The sequence below is a fragment of the Caenibius sp. WL genome (genome assembly GCF_019803445.1).
GTDB lineage: Bacteria > Pseudomonadota > Alphaproteobacteria > Sphingomonadales > Sphingomonadaceae > Caenibius.
The window spans coordinates 2,413,882-2,434,224 of the sequence record NZ_CP081844.1 but is presented as its reverse complement, the minus strand read 5'-3'; the positions used below and the strand labels follow the sequence as shown (position 1 = coordinate 2,434,224).

The window sequence follows — 20,343 nt, the reverse complement described above, 5'->3', positions numbered from 1 at the left end:
GCTTCGATCAGTTGCCCATGCGGCTTTAACGCACGACCGCGATATCGGTTGCAGCGCGCCGCGGCGCAGGTGGGTCCATGCGGACAAATCCGGCGCCGGCTTTTCGGTTTTGTCTTTCACAAGCTGTTTGGGCGGAGAGACCATCCGAAAACGGGCATTGTAGCCTCTGCAACGATGGCTCCGATATCCTTGGTAAATAATTCTTAAGGTTGATCGGTTAATTCGGAAACATCCTCTCGTATATTCGAGACAGCCCACACTTAATCCGCAGGGTCGACCGATGCTTTTGCTTCCGGAACGGGAACAGTTTTCTACAGCGCGGCTCCAGGGCGGGCACAAGAAGCGATATTATTTGAGCGTTCGCGCGAAATTCGCATTTGCGCTGTTGCTTGCCATAGCGTGGACCGCGTTAAGCGTCTGGCTTTCGCAACGCTGGGTGTTCGAACTGGCGGCCGTCACAAACATGGCCTTCGCGCTTATTGCGATTTGCTTCATTGCCTATGTGCCGGGTTTCATGAATGCCTTTCTGATATCGACCCTGGTATTGGATCGCCGCCCCGGGATGACAATCTGCGAGGACGCGATGCCGGGGGTGACCGTGCTCGTCGCCGCCTACAACGAGGAGCAGGGCATAAAAGAGACCCTGACAAGCCTTGCCCGGCAGGACTATCGGGGAAATCTGGAAATCATCGTTCTGAACGACGGATCATCCGATCGGACGGCGCAGATTGTCCGCACCGCGCTTCTCACTCTTCCAAAGCCGGAAAACATCACTTTCCGCTTCCACGATTATAAGGAGAACCGTGGGAAATCAGCCGTGCTCAACGACGGTTTGCGCGCGGCCACGCATGATCTCGTGGCTACAATCGATGGCGATTGCTGGATGAGGCGCAACGCTATGACCAGCATCGTGGGGCGGTTCCTGTCCGACCCGCCCGACACCGCTGCCATCGCAGGGGCGGTGATGGTCCGCAATTCCCGCACCAATCTTCTGACGCGCGCGCAGGAATGGGATTACTTTCATGGTATTGCGTCCGTAAAACGGATGCAGGGCATGTATCACGGCACTCTGGTGGCCCAGGGGGCATTCTCGCTGTATTCCCGGCAGGCGCTTGAAGAAGTCGGTGGGTGGCCCTCGTCTATCGGCGAAGACATCGTTGTATCCTGGGCGCTGCTGGAACGTGGCTATCGCATCGGTTACGCCGACAGCGCGCTGGCCTTCACCAATGTTCCGGAAGGCCTCCGGCAGTTTGCCTTGCAGCGGAAGCGCTGGTCACGAGGCTTGATGGAAGCATTCAAGGCCCATTGGCGGCTGCTTTTTAAAGCGCGCATGTCGACACTGTTCATTTGGTGGAATGTCTGCTTCCTGCCTTTGGATCTGGTGTACAGCTTTATCTTTATACCAGGCCTTGTTCTCGCCCTTTTCGGCTATTTTTACATAGCGGGCCCTCTCACATTGGCCGTTCTGCCTTTGGCTGCCTTGTGGAACATCGTCATATTTCGAATCCAGCGCGGTGTTTATCAGTCGGAAAATTTGAAAGTACGGAAAAATCCGGTCGGCTTTCTGTTCTATGCGCTCATTTATAGCCTTCTCATGCAACCTGTCTGCGTATGGGGCTATATTGTTGAAATCATCGGAATGAAGAAAAAATGGGATACCAAGTGAAAATGCTGCGGTCTTTGATGCCTTTGGGGTGCCTTATTCTGGTTTCCCAGCCTGTTTTGGCAGAGGATGGGGCCGCAGATGCCCAATCGGAGCATGCCGTGGGTATGGATTTTTTCGCATCCACGGATTCCGATAAAACCGACATTTACCGCGCGGGCCTGAATGCCGATTTTCGCTACAAGGATCAAAGCGATTACATCGGCGTGCGCTTGGAAAAAGCCTGGTATAAACCTTTGGGACAGGCCGCTGTCGATAAAGACCGGGTTTTCCTCCGTTACGCGGAAAAAGGTTCGGACTGGGCGTGGAACGCGCAGATCGGCACGGATGGCGATACGATCATCGGCTCTGCCAGCATCCATGATAACAGCAAGTTCCGAAAAGAGTTCTTCATCGAACGCGATGTGGTGGAAACGCCACGCGGGGTTCGTGAAGGGATCTACTATACGTTTTTCGGGGCCGCTCTCGATCTTCCGGTCGATGATCGCAACAGCTTTACCGTTGTGGCTGGCGCTCAGGAATTTACCGGAAAAAACGTCAGACTTCACGCACGCGCAAATTACGTTCACGTCCTGAAAGAGAATTGGGGCCTGAGCGCGCAGCTTCGCGCCCGCTATTTTCACAGCACCGAACCGCGCGAGTATGATTACTACTCTCCGCGTTGGTATACGCAGATTTTGCCCGTCCTCCAGATGCGGCGCTATACCGGCGGATGGCGGTATATGCTGGCAGGAGGCATCGGGGCGCAGCGCGATGCGGTCAGCGACTGGCGGGCGTCGTATTATGCGGCGGCGGAAATCACGAGCCCCGAGATAGGGCACAAGTGGTTCATGAAGGCCAATGTCCAGTACAGCAATGTGCCCCAGAACACCGGCGCTTACGATTATGGCCAGGCGACAATCGCGTTGACCCGGAAGTTTTAGCGCCTCGCACAGGCTTCCCTCGCGCATCCCGATCTTTTGTGGGACGCGCCCCTAAGGCCTAGAGGAATGCGCGCAATTCGCCCATGAAGCGGCCGAACTGGTCGTGATGGAGCCAGTGCCCGGCGTTTTCGAATTCCACCAGCCTGGCCTGCTGGAAATGGCTGAGGCGGCCATCCTGCGCCGGGCTGGGGAAGAAGCTGTCCTTGCCCCAGAGCAGCAGGGTGGGGCAGGCGATCGAGGCCCAGAGCGCCTGAATCTGTTCGGGCGTCAGGTCGGAGAATGGCCAGACGTTGAGATAGGGATCGAATTTCCAACTGAACGTGCCGTCTTCATTGCGGCTGGCGCCGTGCACGGTCAGATGCCGGGCCTGTTCTTCCGTCAGATAGTCGTTCTCTTCGATCATCCGGCGATAGGCCGCTTCGAGCGTGGGATAGCGGCGCGGCGCGCGGGCGGCGGCGTTGCGCTTCTTGTCGATCCATTCGCGAAACAGATCGGGCATGGGCAGCGCGCGTTCGTGAAGGTCCTGCGGGGTCAGGCCGAGCCCTTCGATATTGACGTATTTGGCGACCTTGTGCGGATAGAGCCCGGCGAAGCGGGCGGTGATGTTGCCGCCCAGCGAATGGGCCACGATCGATACCTGATCGTATCCCAGCGCGTGCACCAATTGGGCGAAATCGTAGACATAGGCATTGAAGCTGTAATTGCCGTCGGCCGACCACGCGCTGTCGCCATGGCCGCGCAGATCGGGGCAGATCACGTGCCAGTCGTCGCGCAGTTCCTCGGCCACCCAGTCCCAGCTGCGGCAGTGATCGCGCCCGCCGTGCTGGAGGATCAGCGGCGGGGCATCGGGATTGCCCCAGTCGACATAGTGGAGTTTGAGACGCTGCGAGATGAAGCTGTTCGATGTCGGGCCGAGTATTTTCATATGCCCAGCATTGCGCGCTGTGCGGGGCTCCGTCAATCCGGGGGCCAAGCTCAGCTTTGCCGGGCAGAAGATGGAGCGGGGTGGCAATCCGTCCGGCGCCATCCTATCTGCCGAATCCGGAGGATTTCATGGCGACTCACAAGACACGCATGCTCATTATCGGTTCGGGCCCCGCTGGCCTTTCGGCGGCGATCTATGGCGCGCGCGCCGGGCTGGAACCGATTGTCGTGCAGGGGCTGCAACCCGGCGGCCAGCTCACGATCACGACCGATGTCGAGAATTATCCCGGTTTCCGCGACGTGATTCAGGGCCCGTGGCTGATGCAGGAAATGCAGGCCCAGGCCGAACATGTCGGCACCCGCATGCTGTGGGATACGATTGTCGAGGTGGACCTTGCCAGCGGCTCGCCGTTCCGCGCCATCGGCGATGGCGGCGATGTCTACGAAGGCGATACGCTGGTGATCGCCACCGGCGCGCAGGCCAAATGGCTGGGCGTGCCGGGCGAGCAGCAGTTTTCGGGCAAGGGCGTGTCCGCCTGCGCCACCTGCGACGGGTTCTTCTATCGCGGCAAGAAAGTGGTGGTGATCGGCGGCGGCAACACCGCGGTGGAAGAAGCGCTCTATCTCACCAATCACAGCGACGATGTGACGCTGATCCACCGGCGCGATGAACTGCGCGCGGAAAAGATCCTGCAGGATCGCCTGTTCGCCAATCCGAAGATTTCGGTGCTGTGGAACAAGGCGGTGGAAAGTTTCCTCGGCGATCCGACCGGTGTCGGGCTGACGGCGCTTTCGCTGCGCGACACGGTGACGGGCGAAATGAGCGAATTCGCCACGCAGGGCGCTTTCGTCGCCATCGGCCATGCCCCGTCGACCGAACTGTTTCAGGGCAAGCTGCCGACGGACGAATCCGGTTATCTGATCGTCGAGCCGGGCACGCCCAAGACGGCGATCCCCGGCGTGTTCGCTTGCGGCGACGTGATGGATCACACCTATCGCCAGGCGGTGACGGCGGCGGGAACGGGCTGCATGGCCGCGCTCGATGCCGAGCGTTTCCTCGCCGCGCTCGATTTCGCCCGTCAGGAAGCCGAACCGGCCGACGCCTGATTGCGGCGGGTTGTCCGCGCTGAAATCCGCGCCGCCGCCGGCCCTGTGGCTGGCGGCGGCGCAAGCGTATATTGTGCTGTCATAATCCGGGCCTATATGCCCGGCTTTCGCTGCGGCCAAAGGAGACGTGCGTGAGCAGGGTATTGGTGATTGGTGCTGGTGGTGTTGGTTCGGTCGCCGTGCACAAGATGGCGATGAACAAGGATATTTTCAGCGATATCCATCTCGCCAGCCGGACGAAGAGCAAGTGCGATGCGATCGCCGAATCGGTGAAGCAGCGCACCGGCGTCGCCATCGCGACTTATGCCGTCGATGCGGATGATGTGGCGGCGACCACCGCCCTGATCGCGCAGATCCAGCCCAGGCTCGTCGTCAATCTCGCGCTGCCGTATCAGGATCTCGCGATCATGGATGCGTGCCTGGCCACCGGCGTCGATTACATGGATACGGCCAATTACGAACCGCTGGACGAAGCGAAGTTCGAATACAAGTGGCAGTGGGCCTATCACGAACGGTTCAGGGAAAAGGGCATCATGGCCCTGCTGGGCAGCGGGTTCGATCCAGGCGTGACCAGCGTTTTCGCCATGTGGCTGAAGAAGCACAAGCTCAGGACCATCCGCACGCTCGATATCCTCGACTGTAACGGCGGCGATCACGGGCAGGCGTTCGCCACCAATTTCAACCCGGAAATCAACATCCGCGAAGTGACCGCGCCCGCGCGCCATTGGGAAAACGGCGCGTTCGTCGAAACCCCGGCGATGGCCAACAAGGTGCAGTTCGATTTCGAAGGCGTCGGCCCGAAGAACATGTACCTCATGTATCATGAGGAACTGGAAAGCCTCGCCCGCTTCATCCCCGAGATGGAACGCGCGCGCTTCTGGATGACGTTCGGCGACGAATACATCAAGCATCTGACCGTGCTGCAGAACGTGGGCATGACCCGGATCGATCCGGTGATCTACAACGGGCAGGAAATCGTCCCGCTGCAATTCCTCAAGGCGGTTCTGCCCGAACCGGCGAGCCTTGGGCCGACGACCAGGGGCAAGACCAATATCGGCGATATCGCCACCGGCGAAGCGCTGGACGGCAGCGGCGAAAAGACATTCTACATCAAGAACATCTGCGATCATGAAGAAGCCTATGCCGAAACCGGCAATCAGGCGGTCAGCTACACCACCGGGGTGCCGGCAATGATCGGTGCGGCGATGATCCTGACCGGCGCATGGAAGGGAGCCAATGGAGAAGGGGGCGTGTTCAACATCGAACAGTTCGACCCCGATCCGTTCATGGACATGCTCAACCGGCATGGCCTGCCGTGGTCGGTGGAAGAGCTGCCGGGCCCGGTGACGTTCTGATCCCGCGATGAACGGGCCGATCCGGCGATGAACTGGAACGCTCTGGCGCCGGTCGGCCTGCTGGCGGGGTCGAACCTGCTGATGAATCTGGCCTGGTATGGCCATCTCAAGGCGCCGTCGCGCGCCTTGTGGTTGGCCATACTGGCAAGCTGGGGCATCGCCTTCTTCGAATATTGCCTCGCCGTGCCCGCCAACCGCATCGGCGTGCGCACCTATTCCCTCGCCGAACTCAAGACGATACAGGAAGTCCTGTCGCTGGTGGCTTTCCTGCTGGTGGCGTGGTTGTTGTTCGACCAGCGCCCAGGGCCAAGCCAGATCGCGGGCTTCGTGCTGATCGCGGCCGGGGCGTTCTTCATTTTCAAATCACCGCTCGGCTGACGCCGGGCCTTGCCGCCGCCTGCGATTTGGCGAACGGCATGCAGAGAGGCTAGAAGCACAGTCATGGAAACCAGAGCCGGCGATCCGGGGGCTTTCGCCCAGTTCGATCTCTATCGCGTCGATAGCCCCGCGTTCGTGGTCGATGCCGCGAAGCTGCGCGCCAATCTGCGCGTTCTGGACGATATCCGCGAACGGGCGGGCGTGAAGATTCTCGGCGCGCTGAAAGCCTTCTCGATGTGGTCCACCGCATCGATCATCGGCGAATATCTCGATGGCGTGTGCACGTCGGGCCTCTGGGAAGCGCTGCTTGCGGCCGAGCATTACGATGGCGAGATCGCGACTTATTGCGCGGCTTACAAGCCTGAAGACCTCGATGAAATCTGCCGCCTGTCGGACCACGTGATTTTCAATTCCCCGATGCAGATCGAGCGGTTCGGCGATATCCTGCTGCGGGCCCGCGCGCGGGGGGAGGATTTCGATGTCGGGCTGCGGATCAATCCGATGCATGCCGAAGGCGAAGTGCCGCGCTATGATCCCTGCGCGCCGCATTCGCGGCTCGGTTTCCCGATCGATCAACTCCGGCCCGAACATATCGATCTGGTGGACGGGATTCACTTCCACACGCTGTGCGAACAGGATTTCGAACCGCTGGCCCGCACGTGGGACAAGGTGTTCGATCATCTGGAACCCTATTTCGATCGGCTCAAATGGCTGAATTTCGGGGGCGGGCATCACATCACCCGCGCCGATTACCAGCGCGATGAACTGGTCGAATTCCTGCGCGACGTGCAGGACGATACCGGGTGCGAAGTCTATCTGGAACCGGGTGAGGCGGTCGCGCTCGATGCGGGCATTCTTGTCGGCACGATTCTGGATACGCACTGGAACGGGATGCCGCTGGCGATCACCGATATTTCCGCCACCTGCCATATGCCCGACGTGATCGAGGCCCCCTATCGCCCGGCCATGCTGGGTGAGGAGCCGCTGGAGGGGATCCAGATCGACGAAGGGCAGGGCGGGGCGGTTCGCCTTGGCGGGCCTTCCTGTCTGGCGGGCGACGTGATCGGCGATTACCGCCTGCCGGTGCCGGGCGAGCCGGGCCAGCGCATCGCGTTTCTCGATCAGGCGCACTACTCGATGGTCAAGACGACGACGTTCAACGGGGTGCCTTTGCCCTCGATCTGGCTGTGGGACTCGGAGAGCGATTCGCTCGAGCAGATTCGCAAATTCGGCTACGAGGACTTCCGCGACCGCCTTTCCTGATCCTGCGGGTTTCTGCGGGTTTGGCGGATTCCCTTGGCTTCGGGGCCGAGGGGGAAAAGGGTGGCGGACAGGGGTGCGTTTTCACTTGAAGTTCATGCACGCTGGATTATAGCGACCCCCCGCTGCCCCAAGGGGACTTCCAAACCGCAAGGCAGCTTCTTGTCTAACTAACCGTTATGGGGGTCCCTTGAGTTGTACATCTATCCTGATGCACCGGCTGTAGTCCGCGACCTCGCTCCGGACGAACCTGTTATTCTCAACCGCCCGCACGCTGCGGCGCGCGCCGGACGCTTCTTTGCCGAGAAGTTTCCGGGCAAGTCGCTTTATGCGGTGAAAGCCAATCCCTCGCCCGATCTGATCGAGATCCTGTGGGCGTCGGGGATCACGCATTTCGATGTCGCCTCGATTGCCGAAGTGCGCATGGTGCGCGGGCTTCTGCCCGAAGCGACGCTGTGCTTCATGCACCCGGTCAAAACGGCGAGCGCGATCCGCGAAGCGTACTTCGAACACGGCGTGCGGACTTTCAGCCTCGATACGTTGGACGAACTGAACAAGATCGTCGATGCGACCCGGGATGCCGACGGCAACGCCGCCGCCGATCTGCGCCTGTGCGTGCGCCTGCGCGTGTCGTCCGACTATTCGGAACTGAGCCTCGCTTCCAAGTTCGGAGTCGATCTGGCCGATGCCGCGCCGCTGTTGCAGGCAACGCGTCAGGTGGCCGACTGGCTGGGCGTGTGCTTCCATGTCGGCAGCCAGGCGATGACCCCGTTCGCCTATGTCCAGGCGCTGGACCGGGTGCGTGCCGCCATTGCCCAGGCTGCGGTGACTGTCGATATCGTCGATGTCGGGGGCGGGTTCCCGTCGGTCTATCCGGGGATGGAACCGCCGCCGCTCGAAGACTATTTCGCGATCATCCATCGCCACTTCGAAGCGCTGCCGATTGCCTACAACGCCGAACTGTGGTGCGAACCGGGCCGAGCCCTGTGCGCCGAATACAGCTCGCTGATCGTCAAGGTCGAGAAGCGCCGGGGCGACGAGCTGTATATCAACGACGGCGCTTATGGCGCGCTGTTCGATGCGGCGCATGTCGCATGGCGTTTCCCAGTGCGGGCGCTCAACAGCGGGCGTGCGGGGGCGGAGGAGGAATTCTCCTTCTACGGCCCGACTTGCGACGATGCGGACTTCATGGAGGGCCCGTTCGTTCTGCCCGGCGACATGGCGGCTGGCGATTATATCGAGATCGGCATGCTCGGCGCTTATGGCTGCGCGATGCGCACCGCGTTCAACGGCTTCGGCCGGGGCGAAGCCGTACGCGTGGCGGACGAGCCAATGGCCAGCCTCTACCGCGGCGACCGCGCCGATCCGCGCCAGAGCGACAATGTCGTGAGCCTGCGCTAAGAACGCGCCTCATCGCAAATCATGAAGGCCCCGCACCGGTTGCGGGGCCTTTCTTGTTGGGGATTGTAACTTTTACAAATCCCCCCAAAATCCGCTCGGCCTGAGCTTGTCGAAGGCCGCACACAACAGCAGCCTCCTACTCTGGAAAGCGCCCGACCATACTTTTGGCGCGTGGCCTTCGACAAGCTCAGGCCGAGCGGGCGGAGTATTGGCAAACGATACAATCGCCTTCTTGTTGAGGTTCTATCGCTTGCAAACGCATCTCGGGGCCACGCGACAGACCTTTCCTACACGCGCGAAACGTGGCTTATCCTGTGCGATGACACAGCGCAGACATCCCGCTCATTCACTTTCTTTCCGCAGCATGCCTTGCCATTGCGCACTGCTGTTCCGGTATCATGATACCGGCGCGGAAAGTCACACACTCTGTGCGGCGTGGCTCCGTACTCGGCAGGTCTTGCTTCACCTTTTCTCAAAGAATAATACTATTTTTCAGAAAGTTGGGTGCGGGTCTACAGCTTGCCGCCAAGTTGGACGGGCATAACAGGGTGTGCGGCCCGCGCGCACTTTCGGGCCATTCTGTGTCAACTGGTCGAAGGCCATTGCCGCCGTTGCGCCGTGATCGCACGGACGGCTGTACACATGTTGCAGGGGTGATCCTAACCTCGCTTTAACCACTCCGATCCACAGTGGCCTTTGCCAAGGAGAGTTCGACCATGACGATTGCGGCCCATTTTCGGAAATCGGCGCCCGAACCGGGCACAGCGCGCGCCCCGCGCCGTACGCTGTTTCTGGAAGTGCAGGGCTTTCTGCCGGATGGGGGCGATACGGCGGTTTACATCCACAACATTTCCGTGACCGGGCTGCTGCTGGAAAGCGAAAGCCCGCTCGAAGCGGGGGAAGCCATCGCCATCGATCTTCCGCATGCGGGGATGACCTCCGCGAAAGTGGTCTGGGCCAGCGAGCCGCTGTACGGCTGCCAGTTCGATAGCCCGCTTGCGCCCGCGACATTGATGATGGCCGAATTGAGCAGCGCGGTTGCCAACACCAATATGGCGGCCCCTGCGGAAAGCAGCGGGGCGGCTGTTTCGGCCGTGAAACCGGCGGACAGCAGCGAATCCTTCGGCCTGCGGCTGCAGCGCCTGCGCAAGGGGCGCAAGCTGACGCAGGCACAGGTGGCCGAAGCGGTCGGGGTCAGCAAGCCCACGGTCTGGGCGTGGGAGCAAGGGCGGGCGCGGCCGGTGGAAAGCCGCCTCGATGCGCTGGCGAAAGTGCTGGGCGTGGACCGCGCGGCCTTGCTGGCCAAGCCCAACATTCAGGGCATGGGCGATATGCTGGCGCGCAGCCGGGAACAGATCGCCGCCGCTTTCGGCACCGGCGTCGAAAATGTCCGGATCATGATCGAGCTTTGATCGCGCCGATGGCGCTCAGGCAGCCTGCTTGAGTTCGAGATCGAGGCGATCCCAGATTTCGAGCAGGGCGCTGGTCAGTTCGCGCATCATCTCTTCCGAATGCGTCGGCCCGGGCGTGAAGCGCAGGCGTTCGGTGCCGCGCGGCACAGTCGGGAAATTGATCGGCTGCACATAGACGCCGTATTCGGCCAGCAGAATGTCGCTGATCTTCTTGGCCCGCACCGGATCGCCGACTTTGAGCGGGACGATATGCGTGGTCGAATTCATCACCGGCAGCCCGGCTTCGGCGAACATGCGCTTGAGCATTTCGGCGGCGGCCTGCTGGCCTTCGCGTTCCACGCTCGAACTTTTGAGATGCTTCACGGCGGCCAGCACGCCGGCCACCAGCACCGGGCTCAGCGACGTGGTGAAAATGAAGCCGGGGGCATAGCTGCGGATGCAGTCGATGATCTTGGAATCGGCCGCGATATAGCCGCCCATCACGCCGAACGCCTTGCCCAGCGTGCCTTCGATGATGTCGATCCGGTGGGCCGCGTCGTCACGTTCCGAAATGCCGCCGCCGCGCGGGCCATACATGCCCACGGCGTGCACTTCGTCGATATAGGTCAGCGCGTTGTACTTTTCGGCGAGATCGCAGATCGCATGGATCGGCGCGACATCGGCATCCATCGAATAGACGCTTTCGAAGGCGATCAGCTTCGGCACATCGGGATCTTCGGCGGCCAGCAGTTCTTCCAGATGGGCGACGTCGTTGTGCCGCCAGACACGCTTTTCACAGCCCGAATTGAGGATGCCGGCAATCATGCTGGCGTGGTTCAGTTCGTCGGAAAAGATCACGCAGCCGGGCAACAGCTTGGCCAGCGTCGAAAGCGTGGCGTCGTTCGAGACATAGCCGCTGGTGAACAGGAGGGCGGATTGCTTGCCGTGCAGATCGGCCAGTTCGTGTTCCAGCTCGATATGGTAGTGGGTGTTGCCGCCGATATTGCGCGTGCCGCCGGAACCCGCGCCGACATTGTGTAGCGCTTCTTCCATCGCGGCGATCACTTTGGGATGCTGCCCCATGGAAAGATAATCGTTGGAGCACCAGACGGTGATCGGCTTGGGCCCGTTGTGGCCGTGGAAGCAGCGCGCATTGGGGTAGGCGCCCTTGTTCCGCAGAATATCGATGAACACCCGATAGCGCCCCTCCGAGTGGAGCCGTTCAATCGCCTGGTCGAAAATGTGTTCGTAATTCAACGGACCTGCCCGTATCCTGCGCGCTATCAACGCTGTTGTTTGGCCGGGCATTTACCCGATGGTATAGACAAATACCAGCGCAGATTGGCGGTAGGACAAAACGCCCACTTTGCGCTTTGTCCCTGTTATCAAAACAGTTCCGCCCGTTCGAGCCCATAGCGGGCCAAGGCGGGCAGCAGTTGGCCGTCCAGCGGCCCCCCGGTGAAAACGGCATAATCCGGCCTTGTCCGGGCGAATTGCTGGCCCTGGGTGAGCGAAGCGATCCGCCGGGCGATACCTGCGGCCCCGTCGACAAAGCCGACCTCGGGGCCCAGCACTGCGGCCAGTTCATCGCGCACCAGCGGGAAATGGGTGCAGGCCAGCACCACCGTGTCGATCCGTTCGCCAGCAGGATGGCTGCGCAGCCCCCGGACCGCTTCGGCAATCAGCGCCGGATCGACCGGCCGGCCGTGCAGTTTCGCTTCCGCCGCTGCCACCAGGCCGGGGGCGGCGTGGCGGATCAGCGTTTTGCCCTGGGCGAATTCGTGTTCGAGATTGTCGACATAACCCTGCCGGATCGTCGCCGCCGTGCCGAGCAGGCCGATCACGCCCGTCCGCGTCGCTGCGGCGGCTGGCTTTATCGCGGGGACCGTGCCGACAATCGGTACGTGGAGCACGTCGCGCACCACGCTCAGCGCAATGGTCGAGGCGGTGTTGCAGGCGATGCAGGCAAGGCGCGGGCGGAAGCGTTCGGTCATCCGGCCGAGCAGCCCGGCGACGCGCGCGGCAATTTCCGCCTCGGTCTTCGTGCCATAGGGGAGCCCGGCATTGTCCGCCGCATAGATCACCGGAGCTTCGGGCAGCAGCGCGCGCAGTTCGGCGAGCACGGATAGCCCGCCAACGCCCGAATCGAACATCAGGATCGGCGCTGCGGGATCGGTGTGGGCGTTCAAGGGGATTCTTTCGGATGGACGGTGCGTCGCCCCCTTCTATCGTGCCGGATGCAAAAAAGAAAAGACGGGGCTTCGCCAATTGCGTGGGCCGGGATAAGGAACGATGCATGAACTGGTTCGCCGCATTCCTGATCGCCTATGTGCTGGGCTCCATCCCCTTCGGTCTGTTGCTGACCCGGCTTGCCGGGACGGAGGACCTGCGCAGTATCGGATCGGGCAATATCGGGGCGACCAATGTCCTGCGCACCGGGCGCAAGGGTCTGGCTGCGGCGACTTTGTTGCTCGATCTGATCAAGGGATTGGCGGCGGTGTGGGCCGCTGGGTATTTCTTCCCCGGAACCGAAGGATTGGCCGCCTTGGCGGCGGTGATCGGGCACTGTTTCCCGGTGTGGCTGAAGTTTCGTGGCGGCAAGGGCGTGGCGACGACGGCGGGGATCGCTTTCGGCCTCGGCTGGCCGATCGGGCTTGCCTATGCTCTGGTCTGGCTGGGCACGCTGGCGCTGACCCGGATTTCCTCGCTTGCGGGCATATCCGCGGCGGTTGTCCTGCCGCTGGCCGCGTCCGCGCTGGGGCGGATCGCGATCGTACCGTGGCTGGCGGCTATCGCGGCGCTGGTGGTGTTCCTCCACCGGGCGAATATCGCGCGGCTGCGTAACGGCACCGAACCGCGTGTGGGCAAGCGCGGATAAGGCGGGCGGGATGGCGTTGACGCAGCAGGAAGCTTTCGCCCGCATCCGCCTGTTGCGGTCGCCCCATATCGGGCCGATCAGCTATGCCCAGCTCCTGCGGCGCTGGGGTTCGGCGGTGGCGGCGCTGGACGTTCTGCCTGATCTCGCCGCGCGTGGCGGGCGGCCTTACCGGGCAGCTCCTGCCGCCCGGATCGAGGAGGAAATTACCGCCGTGCGCAAAGCTGGCGCGCGCTATCTGTTTCATGATTCCGCCGATTATCCGGCACTGCTATCACAGATCGACAGCGCCCCGCCGATTCTGACAGTGCGCGGCGACGCCGGGCTGGCCAGCGGGACGGTGGTGGCGATTGTCGGCGCACGCAATGCTTCGGCCGCCGCGATCAAGCTGGCCGGCGATTTCGCGGCCGGATTGAAGGAAGCGGGCGTCACGGTCGCTTCGGGCCTCGCCCGGGGGATCGACGGGGCGGCGCATCGCGGCAGTTTGCCCGTCACCATCGGCGTGATCGCCAGCGGGATCGATATTGCCTATCCGCCGCAACACGCCCAGTTGCAGGATCAGATCGCCGAAGAGGGCTTCCTGATTGCCGAACAACCGCCCGGCACCGAACCGCGCGGCAGCCATTTCCCCAGCCGCAACCGCATTATCGCGGGCCTTGCCGCCGGAACGCTGGTGGTGGAAGCCGCGCCCAGATCGGGCTCGCTGATCACCGCCCGTCTGGCGGGAGAAGCGGGGCGCGAAGTTATGGCCGTCCCCGGCTCCCCGCTGGAACCGCGTGCGCACGGGTGCAACCAGTTGATCCGCGAAGGCGCGGTGCTGGTGCAATCGGTGGATGATGTGATCGAACTGGTTTCCGGTTTCGACGGGCATCCGCGCTCGCAGGTTCGCGAAGCCGCACCGGCCTTTTTCGATGCGAGCGCGGACATGGCGGAGGAAGCGGCGGATATCGCGGCCTTGCTTTCCCCCGCGCCGGTCGCGGTGGATGAATTGATCCGGCAAAGCGGGGAAGGGGCATCGGCGGTGCAACTGGCGTTGCTGGAACTCGAAATTGCCGGGCGCCTTGTCCGCCATGCGGGCGGACGGGTCAGCCTTTCCGGATGAAACAGGGGTATTCCATGCGAGGTTTCCAGAATGCCCATGTTTGATCCGCAGAGCAGTGTTCCATTGCGCGTGCAGGCCCTGTTCGCCACCATGCAGACGATCGTCCGCGCAGCGGCCGTGCCCTGCGCGATCTTTATCGTGGGCATGACGCTGCTGGGCAGCGCGCTCGATCTGTCGAACCAGGGGGAATCGGGCGGCGGGATGATCGCGCTCAATGCGGCCGGGTTGGTGGCCGGTTTCGCCCTGTGCCGCGCCATGCTCGACAAATCGGGGTTGAGCAGCATCACCGCGGGCAGGAGCTTCGGTGCCTATTTCGGCTTGTGCATCGTCACCGGGCTGGGAACCGTCGTGGGGTTTCTCCTGCTGATCGTGCCCGGTGTCGTCCTGCTGATCCGCTGGTTGCCCGCGTTCGGCTTCCTTCTGGGCGATGGGGAAGGGGTGTCGCAGTCCCTGTCGTCGAGCTGGAACAGGACCAGAGGCCATTTCTGGGTTCTGCTGGCGGGCAGCATGATGCCGTTCTTCCTGCTGGCGCTGGCGGGCGGTTCCTATGTCATGGTCGACATGGGCTATGCCGTGCCTGACAGCGTGTGGCTGATCGTGGCCAACCTGGCGATCTACGCCTCCACCGCGGGGTGGTCTGCCTACGGCATTGCCGCTTATGCCCTGTTGAAGGACGAGAGGAATGCGTTATCGGACGTGTTCGGTTGACGCCGACGCTTGACGAACCCCTATCCCCGCCACCACTTTCGTGCGCACATATACGCGTAAGGGCATCCGAACATCGCAATGCAACTTGTTATCGTCGAATCGCCGGCCAAGGCGAAGACCATCGAAAAGTACCTCGGCAAGGACTTCAAGGTTCTCGCCTCCTACGGTCACGTCCGCGATCTGCCGCCGAAAGACGGCTCGGTGCGCCCGGATGAAGACTTTGCGATGGATTGGGAAACCTATCGCGACAAACAGTCGCGGGTGAAGGAAATTACCGATGCGGCGAAAAAGGCCGACCGTCTGATTCTCGCCACCGACCCTGATCGCGAAGGCGAAGCGATCAGCTGGCACGTTCAGGATTTGCTGGCGAAGCGCAAGGCGCTGCCCAAATCGGTGGAGCGGGTGACATTCAACGCCATCACCAAGCAGGCCGTGACCGAGGCGATGCGGCATCCGCGCGATCTCGATCGCGATCTGATCGATGCCTATCTCGCCCGCCGTGCGCTGGACTATCTGTTCGGCTTCACGCTTTCACCGGTGCTGTGGCGCAAGCTGCCCGGCGCCAAGAGCGCGGGGCGCGTGCAATCCGTCGCATTGCGCCTGATCGTCGATCGTGAGCGGGAAATCGAAGCTTTCCGGCCGCAGGAATACTGGCAGGTCGGTGCGCTGATGGAGCATGACGGGACGGAGTTCCGCACCCGCCTCGTCCGCTTCGAAGGGGAAAAGCTCGACAAGCTTTCGCTCGGCGATGAAGGCATCGCGCTGCGGGCCAAGGCCGCGGTGGAAGCGGGCCGTTTCACGGTCGAGGATATCGAAACCAAGCCGCTGAAGCGCAATCCCGCGCCGCCGTTCACCACGTCGACGCTGCAACAGGAAGCCGCGCGCAAGCTGGGCTATTCGGCCAGCCACACGATGCGTCTGGCGCAGAATCTCTACGAAGCGGGTGCGATCACCTATATGCGTACCGATGGCGTGCAGATGGACGGCAGCGCCATTTCCGCCGCGCGCAAGGCGATCAGCGACCGTTATTCGGGCCACTACCTACCCGAAAAGCCGCGCATTTATCAGACCAAGGCGAAGAACGCGCAGGAAGCGCACGAAGCCATCCGCCCGACCGATTTTACCCGCGACCGCGCGGGTTCCGGTGACGAAGCGAAGCTTTACGATCTGATCTTCAAACGCGCGATGGCGAGCCAGATGGCGTCCGCCAGCCTCGAACGCACCACGATCACTCTGCGCGACGCGACCGGGCGGAACGAATTGCGCGCCACCGGGCAAGTGGTGAAATTCCCCGGTTTCCTCGCCGTTTATGAAGAAAGCTTCGACCAGAAGGACGACGAGGACGCGGAGGGCCTGCTGCCGCTGATGCACAAGGGCGATTGCCCGGCGAAAAAAGCGGTCGAGGCGACGCAGCACTTCACTCAGCCGCCGCCGCGGTTTTCCGAAGCGAGCCTCGTCAAGCGGCTGGAAGAATTGGGCATCGGGCGCCCGTCGACTTACGCTTCGACGATCCAGGTGCTCAAGGACCGCAATTATGTGCGAACGGAGAAGAACCGCTTCTTCGCCGAGGAATCGGGCCGCCTGCTGACGGCGTTCCTCGAACGGTTCTTTCCGCGTTATGTCGCGTATGAATTCACCGCCGGGATGGAGGACGAACTGGACGATGTGTCCGGCGGCCGCGCGGCGTGGAAGGAAGTGCTCGCCGCCTTCTGGCGCGACTTCAAGCCGAAGTCCGACGAAGTGATGGAACGCAAGCCTTCGGAAGTGACCGAAGTGCTGGACGAGTTCCTGTCCGATTACCTTTTCCCGCCGAAGGAAGACGGCGCCGATCCGCGGCAATGCCCGCAATGCGGCAGCGGCAGGCTGGCATTGCGCGGCGGCCGCTATGGCGCGTTCGTGGCTTGCTCCAACTATCCGGAATGCAAGTACACCCGCCGTTTCGCGCAGCCCGGTGGGGATAGCGCCGGTGGCAGCGAGGACGACGGCGTGATGGGCCAGGATCCGGCCACCGGGCTGGATGTCGTGCGCAAGAGCGGGCGCTTCGGCCCCTATGTCGAACTGGGCGAAGGGAAGGAGGCGAAGCGCGCTTCGATCCCCAAGGATCTGCCGGAATTCGATCTCGAATGGGCGTTGAAGCTACTCAGCCTTCCGCGTGAAGTGGGCACGCATCCCGAAAGCGGCAACATGATCACGGCCAGCATCGGGCGCTATGGCCCCTATCTGGCGCACGATGGCAAGTATGCGCGCCTTGGCGGCACCCGCGATGTCTTCGAAACGGGGATGAACGCGGCGGTGGCGTTGCTGGCGGAAGCGGCCAACCGCAAGGGCGGCGGCGCGCGGGCCAAGGCCGAACCGATCAAGACCCTGGGCGCGCATCCCACCAGCGGCGGGGAGATCAAGGTGCTGCCGGGCCGCTATGGCCCCTATGTCACCGATGGCACGACCAACGCCACGCTGCCCAAGGACGTGAAGCCCGAGGATGTGACCGAGCAGCAGGCGATCGAACTGATCGATGTCCGCGCGGCCAAGGGCCCGGCAAAGAAGAAGGCGGCGAAGAAACCGGCGGCGAAGAAGGCTCCGGCCAAGAAAGCCGCTGCCAAGAAAGCGCCCGCCAAAAAGAAGGCCGCCGCCAAGGCTGAATAACGCCGCACCGGGGCTGTCGGGGGAATGTGGCCCGACAGCCCCGGCGGGGCCATGTGTGGTTTATCGGACTGGGCAGCGCAGCCGAAGCGCGGCCGTTACTTCACCCAGTCGAGGCCCATTTCCTCGAAAATCTCGCGATTTTCGGCCCATTTTTCATCCACTTTCACGTGCAGGAACAGGTGGACTTTGACGCCGAGCTGTTCGGCCAGTTCCTTGCGCGCGGCCTCGCCGATGGCCTTGATCCGGCTGCCCTGCTTGCCCAGCACAATGGGGCGCTGGCTTTCCCGGCCGACGACGATCTGCTGGTGAATTTCAAGGCTGCCGTCAGGCCGCGTGCGATAGCTTTCGGGCCGGACGGCGGAATCGTAGGGCAATTCTTCGTGCAACTGGCGGTAAAGCTGTTCGCGGGTGATTTCGGCCGCCAGCAGGCGTTCGCTGGCATCGGACACCTGATCTTCGGGATAGTGCCACGGCCCTTCGGGCATCAGACCGGCCAGATGCGTCTTGAGTTCGGCCACGCCGTCGCCGGTGAGAGCGGAAACGAAGAACACTTCATCGAACGGGACTGTGCCGACCAGTTCCTGCGCCAGCGCCAGCAGCGGTTCCTTCTTCGAGATATCCACCTTGTTGAGGCAGAGCAGCTTGCGTTCGGGCCGCTCGGCCAGCGTTTCCAGCAGCGGCGCCAGTTCGTGCCGCCGCTGCTTGATGGGGTCGACCACCAGCAGGATCGCATCGGCGGCATGCGCGCCTTCCCACGCCGCGTTGACCATTGCCCGGTCGAGCCTGCGGCGGGGCGCGAAGATGCCCGGCGTGTCCGCCAGGATGATCTGCACGTTGTCCTGAAGCGCTATACCCAGCAGGCGCGCCCGCGTGGTCTGCGCCTTGGCGCTGGTGATTGCGACTTTCTGCCCGACAAGAGCGTTGACGAGAGTGGACTTGCCCGCATTGGGCGCGCCGATCACCGCGACGACGCCGCAGCGTGCATTTTCCATTGTCATCCGAATTTCTCCATGAATGCGGCCGCGGCGCGCTTTTCCGCTTCCTGCTTGCTGGTGCCGCTGGCTTCCGCCTCGCCGACACCCTTGATCGATACTCTGACGGTGAAAACCGCCGCATGGTCCGGCCCGGACCGTTCGACGACTTCGTATTCCGGCACTTTCCGCCGGTTGCCCGCCGCCCATTCCTGCAGCGCGCTCTTGGGATGCTTGGCATGGCCCGCGCGGCCCGACATCGCATCGGACCAGATCGTGCGCACCAGCGCGCGTGTGGGTTCGAACCCGCGCGTGAGGAAGCTGACGCCCAGCAGCGCCTCCATCACATCGCCCAGGATATTGTCGCTGTCGGCCCCGCCATCCTCACGCGCCTGCTTGCCGAGGCGGATATGCGGCGGCAGGCCGATGGCCCGCGCCTGCCGGGCGCACATTTCCCGGCTGACCAGTGCGTTGAGCCGCTGGGACAGCTTGCCTTCTGCCTGATCGCTCTGCTCATAAAGCCAGTCGGCGATAATGAGCCCCAGCACCCGGTCACCGAGGAATTCGAGCCGTTCGTAATTGCGCGGCGCGCCGAGGCTGCCGTGCGTCAGCGCTTCGAGCCATAGCGCCTCATGACCGTCCGTTTCCAACCCCAGCCCGGTGAGAAACCGCCGGGTGTCCTGCGAAAGTTCTTCCGGCGCGGTCAAAAGGTGCCCCCGATACGGTCCCACCGGGCGGCGGTGAACCATGTCCAGGGGGCGAGCCATGCGGCGGAGCCGTCGGTCGACCACATGATGATCGTCGCCTTGCCCACGAGGTTCTTTTCCGGAACGAGCCCGATGCCCGCACCGGCTTGTGCGGGGAAGCGGCTGTCGAGCGAATTGTCGCGATTGTCCCCCATCATGAACAGGTGGCCTTCGGGCACCACCACGGGGGCGGTATCGTCCTGCGGCGTCTGGCCGAGATCGAGCACGTAATAGCTGCGCCCGTTAGGCAGCGTTTCACGGAACCGGGGATAGCGGCAGACGGCCTGGCCGTTTTCGATGGCGGCGAAGCTGGCGGCGGCGCAATCGGTGTTCGGGCTCTGCGCAACGACGAAGTCGGAAACCTTCTCCTTCTTCACCGCCTTGCCGTTGAGATAGAGAACGCCGCCGCGCATCTGCACCTGATCGCCCGGCAAGCCGATCACCCGCTTGATATAGTCGATATCGTTCAGCGGCGGGGCTTTGAAAATGGCGATATCGCCCCGTTTCGGTTGGCTCGCGAAAACCCGGCCCGGAATCAAGGGAATATTAAGCGGCAGCGAATATTTCGAAAAGCCGTAGGACCATTTGGAAGCGAGCAGATAGTCGCCATTGACCAGCCGCGGCAGCATGCTTTCACTGGGAATGGTGAAAGGCGAGAACACGAAGCTGCGGAAAATGAGGACGATAGCCACCAGCTTGAGCAGGAAAACGAAGAAGTTATCCTCCTTCTTTTCCGGTTTTGCGGCGGCCTGAGCGTTGGTCTCGGGCAACTGTTCGGGAGAGGCTTGATCCATGCTCGCGTCCATGTTGGGCAGGGCTCCGTTCGTCAAGTGCGGTGCAAGTTGACACAGTTGACACGGTTCATGATGGGAACTTCCGGAACCGTTTCGCAGTTG

At 62.4% G+C, this 20,343-nt stretch carries 18 protein-coding genes; 12 read left to right on the top strand and 6 right to left on the bottom strand.

Going from position 1 to position 20,343, the window contains the following annotated elements:
* Positions 1-280 precede the first annotated feature (280 nt).
* Positions 281-1,666 (top strand): glycosyltransferase family 2 protein, encoded by a 1,386-nt coding sequence (locus tag K5X80_RS11570; RefSeq protein ID WP_222557885.1) that lies wholly within the window; start codon positions 281-283, stop codon positions 1,664-1,666.
* Positions 1,651-2,586 carry a hypothetical protein gene (locus K5X80_RS11565; RefSeq protein ID WP_222557884.1) on the top strand — a complete coding sequence of 312 codons (936 nt, stop codon included), beginning with the start codon at positions 1,651-1,653 and terminating at the stop codon, positions 2,584-2,586. The genes K5X80_RS11570 and K5X80_RS11565 overlap by 16 nt, the downstream gene beginning before the upstream one ends.
* A gap of 58 nt (positions 2,587-2,644) precedes the next feature.
* Here the strand turns inward: K5X80_RS11565 and K5X80_RS11560 are convergent, their stop codons facing one another.
* Complete coding sequence (locus K5X80_RS11560) at positions 2,645-3,511, bottom strand: alpha/beta fold hydrolase (RefSeq protein WP_222557883.1); 867 nt, start codon at positions 3,509-3,511, stop codon at positions 2,645-2,647.
* A gap of 128 nt (positions 3,512-3,639) precedes the next feature.
* Here K5X80_RS11560 and trxB point away from each other — a divergent pair, with 128 nt between their 5' ends.
* The 6 genes from trxB to K5X80_RS11530 all read left to right on the top strand — a co-directional run bounded on the left by trxB (position 3,640) and on the right by K5X80_RS11530 (position 10,423).
* On the top strand, positions 3,640-4,617 hold the full coding sequence (trxB, locus tag K5X80_RS11555) for a thioredoxin-disulfide reductase (RefSeq protein WP_222560443.1): 978 nt from the start codon (positions 3,640-3,642) through the stop codon (positions 4,615-4,617).
* A 131-nt stretch (positions 4,618-4,748) separates the two neighbouring features.
* Positions 4,749-5,972, top strand: a complete 1,224-nt coding sequence (locus tag K5X80_RS11550; protein ID WP_222557882.1) for a saccharopine dehydrogenase family protein — start codon at positions 4,749-4,751, stop codon at positions 5,970-5,972.
* 27 nt (positions 5,973-5,999) lie between these two features.
* Positions 6,000-6,350, top strand: coding sequence for a DMT family protein (locus K5X80_RS11545; protein ID WP_222557881.1), 351 nt, complete (start codon positions 6,000-6,002; stop codon positions 6,348-6,350).
* A 63-nt stretch (positions 6,351-6,413) separates the two neighbouring features.
* Entirely contained in the window at positions 6,414-7,613 is a 1,200-nt protein-coding gene (locus K5X80_RS11540) for a carboxynorspermidine decarboxylase (protein WP_222557880.1), read from the top strand.
* Positions 7,614-7,805: 192 nt separating this feature from the next.
* The gene (locus K5X80_RS11535; RefSeq protein WP_222557879.1) at positions 7,806-9,011 is read left to right on the top strand and encodes a type III PLP-dependent enzyme; all 1,206 of its coding nucleotides are present in this window, start codon (positions 7,806-7,808) and stop codon (positions 9,009-9,011) included.
* Positions 9,012-9,727: 716 nt separating this feature from the next.
* Positions 9,728-10,423: a helix-turn-helix domain-containing protein gene (locus K5X80_RS11530; RefSeq protein WP_222557878.1), complete on the top strand. Its 696-nt coding sequence runs from the start codon at positions 9,728-9,730 to the stop codon at positions 10,421-10,423.
* A gap of 15 nt (positions 10,424-10,438) precedes the next feature.
* On the opposite strand, the gene hemA is transcribed toward K5X80_RS11530, so the two are convergent.
* Positions 10,439-11,659, bottom strand: a complete 1,221-nt coding sequence (hemA, locus tag K5X80_RS11525) for a 5-aminolevulinate synthase (protein ID WP_261390513.1) — start codon at positions 11,657-11,659, stop codon at positions 10,439-10,441.
* A 128-nt stretch (positions 11,660-11,787) separates the two neighbouring features.
* Positions 11,788-12,555, bottom strand: a complete 768-nt coding sequence (murI, locus tag K5X80_RS11520) for a glutamate racemase (RefSeq protein ID WP_283249308.1) — start codon at positions 12,553-12,555, stop codon at positions 11,788-11,790.
* 143 nt (positions 12,556-12,698) lie between these two features.
* Here murI and plsY point away from each other — a divergent pair, with 143 nt between their 5' ends.
* The 4 genes from plsY (at position 12,699) to topA (ending at position 17,730) form a co-directional block, all read left to right on the top strand.
* Positions 12,699-13,280, top strand: coding sequence for a glycerol-3-phosphate 1-O-acyltransferase PlsY (plsY, locus tag K5X80_RS11515; protein WP_222557875.1), 582 nt, complete (start codon positions 12,699-12,701; stop codon positions 13,278-13,280).
* A gap of 10 nt (positions 13,281-13,290) precedes the next feature.
* Complete coding sequence (dprA, locus tag K5X80_RS11510) at positions 13,291-14,379, top strand: DNA-processing protein DprA (RefSeq protein WP_222557874.1); 1,089 nt, start codon at positions 13,291-13,293, stop codon at positions 14,377-14,379.
* A gap of 30 nt (positions 14,380-14,409) precedes the next feature.
* A complete protein-coding gene (locus K5X80_RS11505; RefSeq protein ID WP_222557873.1) occupies positions 14,410-15,087 on the top strand; it encodes a hypothetical protein in 678 nt (225 codons plus the stop codon).
* 78 nt (positions 15,088-15,165) lie between these two features.
* A complete protein-coding gene (topA, locus tag K5X80_RS11500) occupies positions 15,166-17,730 on the top strand; it encodes a type I DNA topoisomerase (protein WP_222557872.1) in 2,565 nt (854 codons plus the stop codon).
* Between the two features lie 95 nt (positions 17,731-17,825).
* On the opposite strand, the gene era is transcribed toward topA, so the two are convergent.
* The 3 genes from era to lepB are packed head-to-tail and all read right to left on the bottom strand — an operon-like array spanning position 17,826 to position 20,241.
* Positions 17,826-18,728 (bottom strand): GTPase Era, encoded by a 903-nt coding sequence (era, locus tag K5X80_RS11495; RefSeq protein WP_222557871.1) that lies wholly within the window; start codon positions 18,726-18,728, stop codon positions 17,826-17,828.
* Entirely contained in the window at positions 18,725-19,450 is a 726-nt protein-coding gene (gene rnc, locus K5X80_RS11490; protein ID WP_502778307.1) for a ribonuclease III, read from the bottom strand. Before rnc ends, era begins: the two co-directional genes overlap by 4 nt.
* A complete protein-coding gene (gene lepB / locus K5X80_RS11485; RefSeq protein ID WP_222557869.1) occupies positions 19,405-20,241 on the bottom strand; it encodes a signal peptidase I in 837 nt (278 codons plus the stop codon). The genes rnc and lepB overlap by 46 nt, the downstream gene beginning before the upstream one ends.
* Between the last annotated feature and the right edge of the window lie 102 nt (positions 20,242-20,343).

Bases quoted from the DNA above. Each gene is read 5' to 3' on its own strand.
- plsY (WP_222557875.1), top strand. From the start codon at position 12,699: ATGAACTGGTTCGCCGCATTCCTGATCGCCTATGTGCTGGGCTCCATC.
- K5X80_RS11505 (WP_222557873.1), top strand. From the start codon at position 14,410: ATGCCCATGTTTGATCCGCAGAGCAGTGTTCCATTGCGCGTGCAGGCC.
- K5X80_RS11565 (WP_222557884.1), top strand. From the start codon at position 1,651: ATGGGATACCAAGTGAAAATGCTGCGGTCTTTGATGCCTTTGGGGTGC.
- K5X80_RS11560 (WP_222557883.1), bottom strand. From the start codon at position 3,511: ATGAAAATACTCGGCCCGACATCGAACAGCTTCATCTCGCAGCGTCTC.
- lepB (WP_222557869.1), bottom strand. From the start codon at position 20,241: ATGGATCAAGCCTCTCCCGAACAGTTGCCCGAGACCAACGCTCAGGCC.
- K5X80_RS11540 (WP_222557880.1), top strand. From the start codon at position 6,414: ATGGAAACCAGAGCCGGCGATCCGGGGGCTTTCGCCCAGTTCGATCTC.
- K5X80_RS11545 (WP_222557881.1), top strand. From the start codon at position 6,000: ATGAACTGGAACGCTCTGGCGCCGGTCGGCCTGCTGGCGGGGTCGAAC.
- rnc (WP_502778307.1), bottom strand. From the start codon at position 19,450: ATGGTTCACCGCCGCCCGGTGGGACCGTATCGGGGGCACCTTTTGACC.
- trxB (WP_222560443.1), top strand. From the start codon at position 3,640: ATGGCGACTCACAAGACACGCATGCTCATTATCGGTTCGGGCCCCGCT.
- murI (WP_283249308.1), bottom strand. From the start codon at position 12,555: ATGTTCGATTCGGGCGTTGGCGGGCTATCCGTGCTCGCCGAACTGCGC.
- topA (WP_222557872.1), top strand. From the start codon at position 15,166: ATGCAACTTGTTATCGTCGAATCGCCGGCCAAGGCGAAGACCATCGAA.
- K5X80_RS11570 (WP_222557885.1), top strand. From the start codon at position 281: ATGCTTTTGCTTCCGGAACGGGAACAGTTTTCTACAGCGCGGCTCCAG.
- era (WP_222557871.1), bottom strand. From the start codon at position 18,728: ATGACAATGGAAAATGCACGCTGCGGCGTCGTCGCGGTGATCGGCGCG.
- K5X80_RS11530 (WP_222557878.1), top strand. From the start codon at position 9,728: ATGACGATTGCGGCCCATTTTCGGAAATCGGCGCCCGAACCGGGCACA.
- dprA (WP_222557874.1), top strand. From the start codon at position 13,291: ATGGCGTTGACGCAGCAGGAAGCTTTCGCCCGCATCCGCCTGTTGCGG.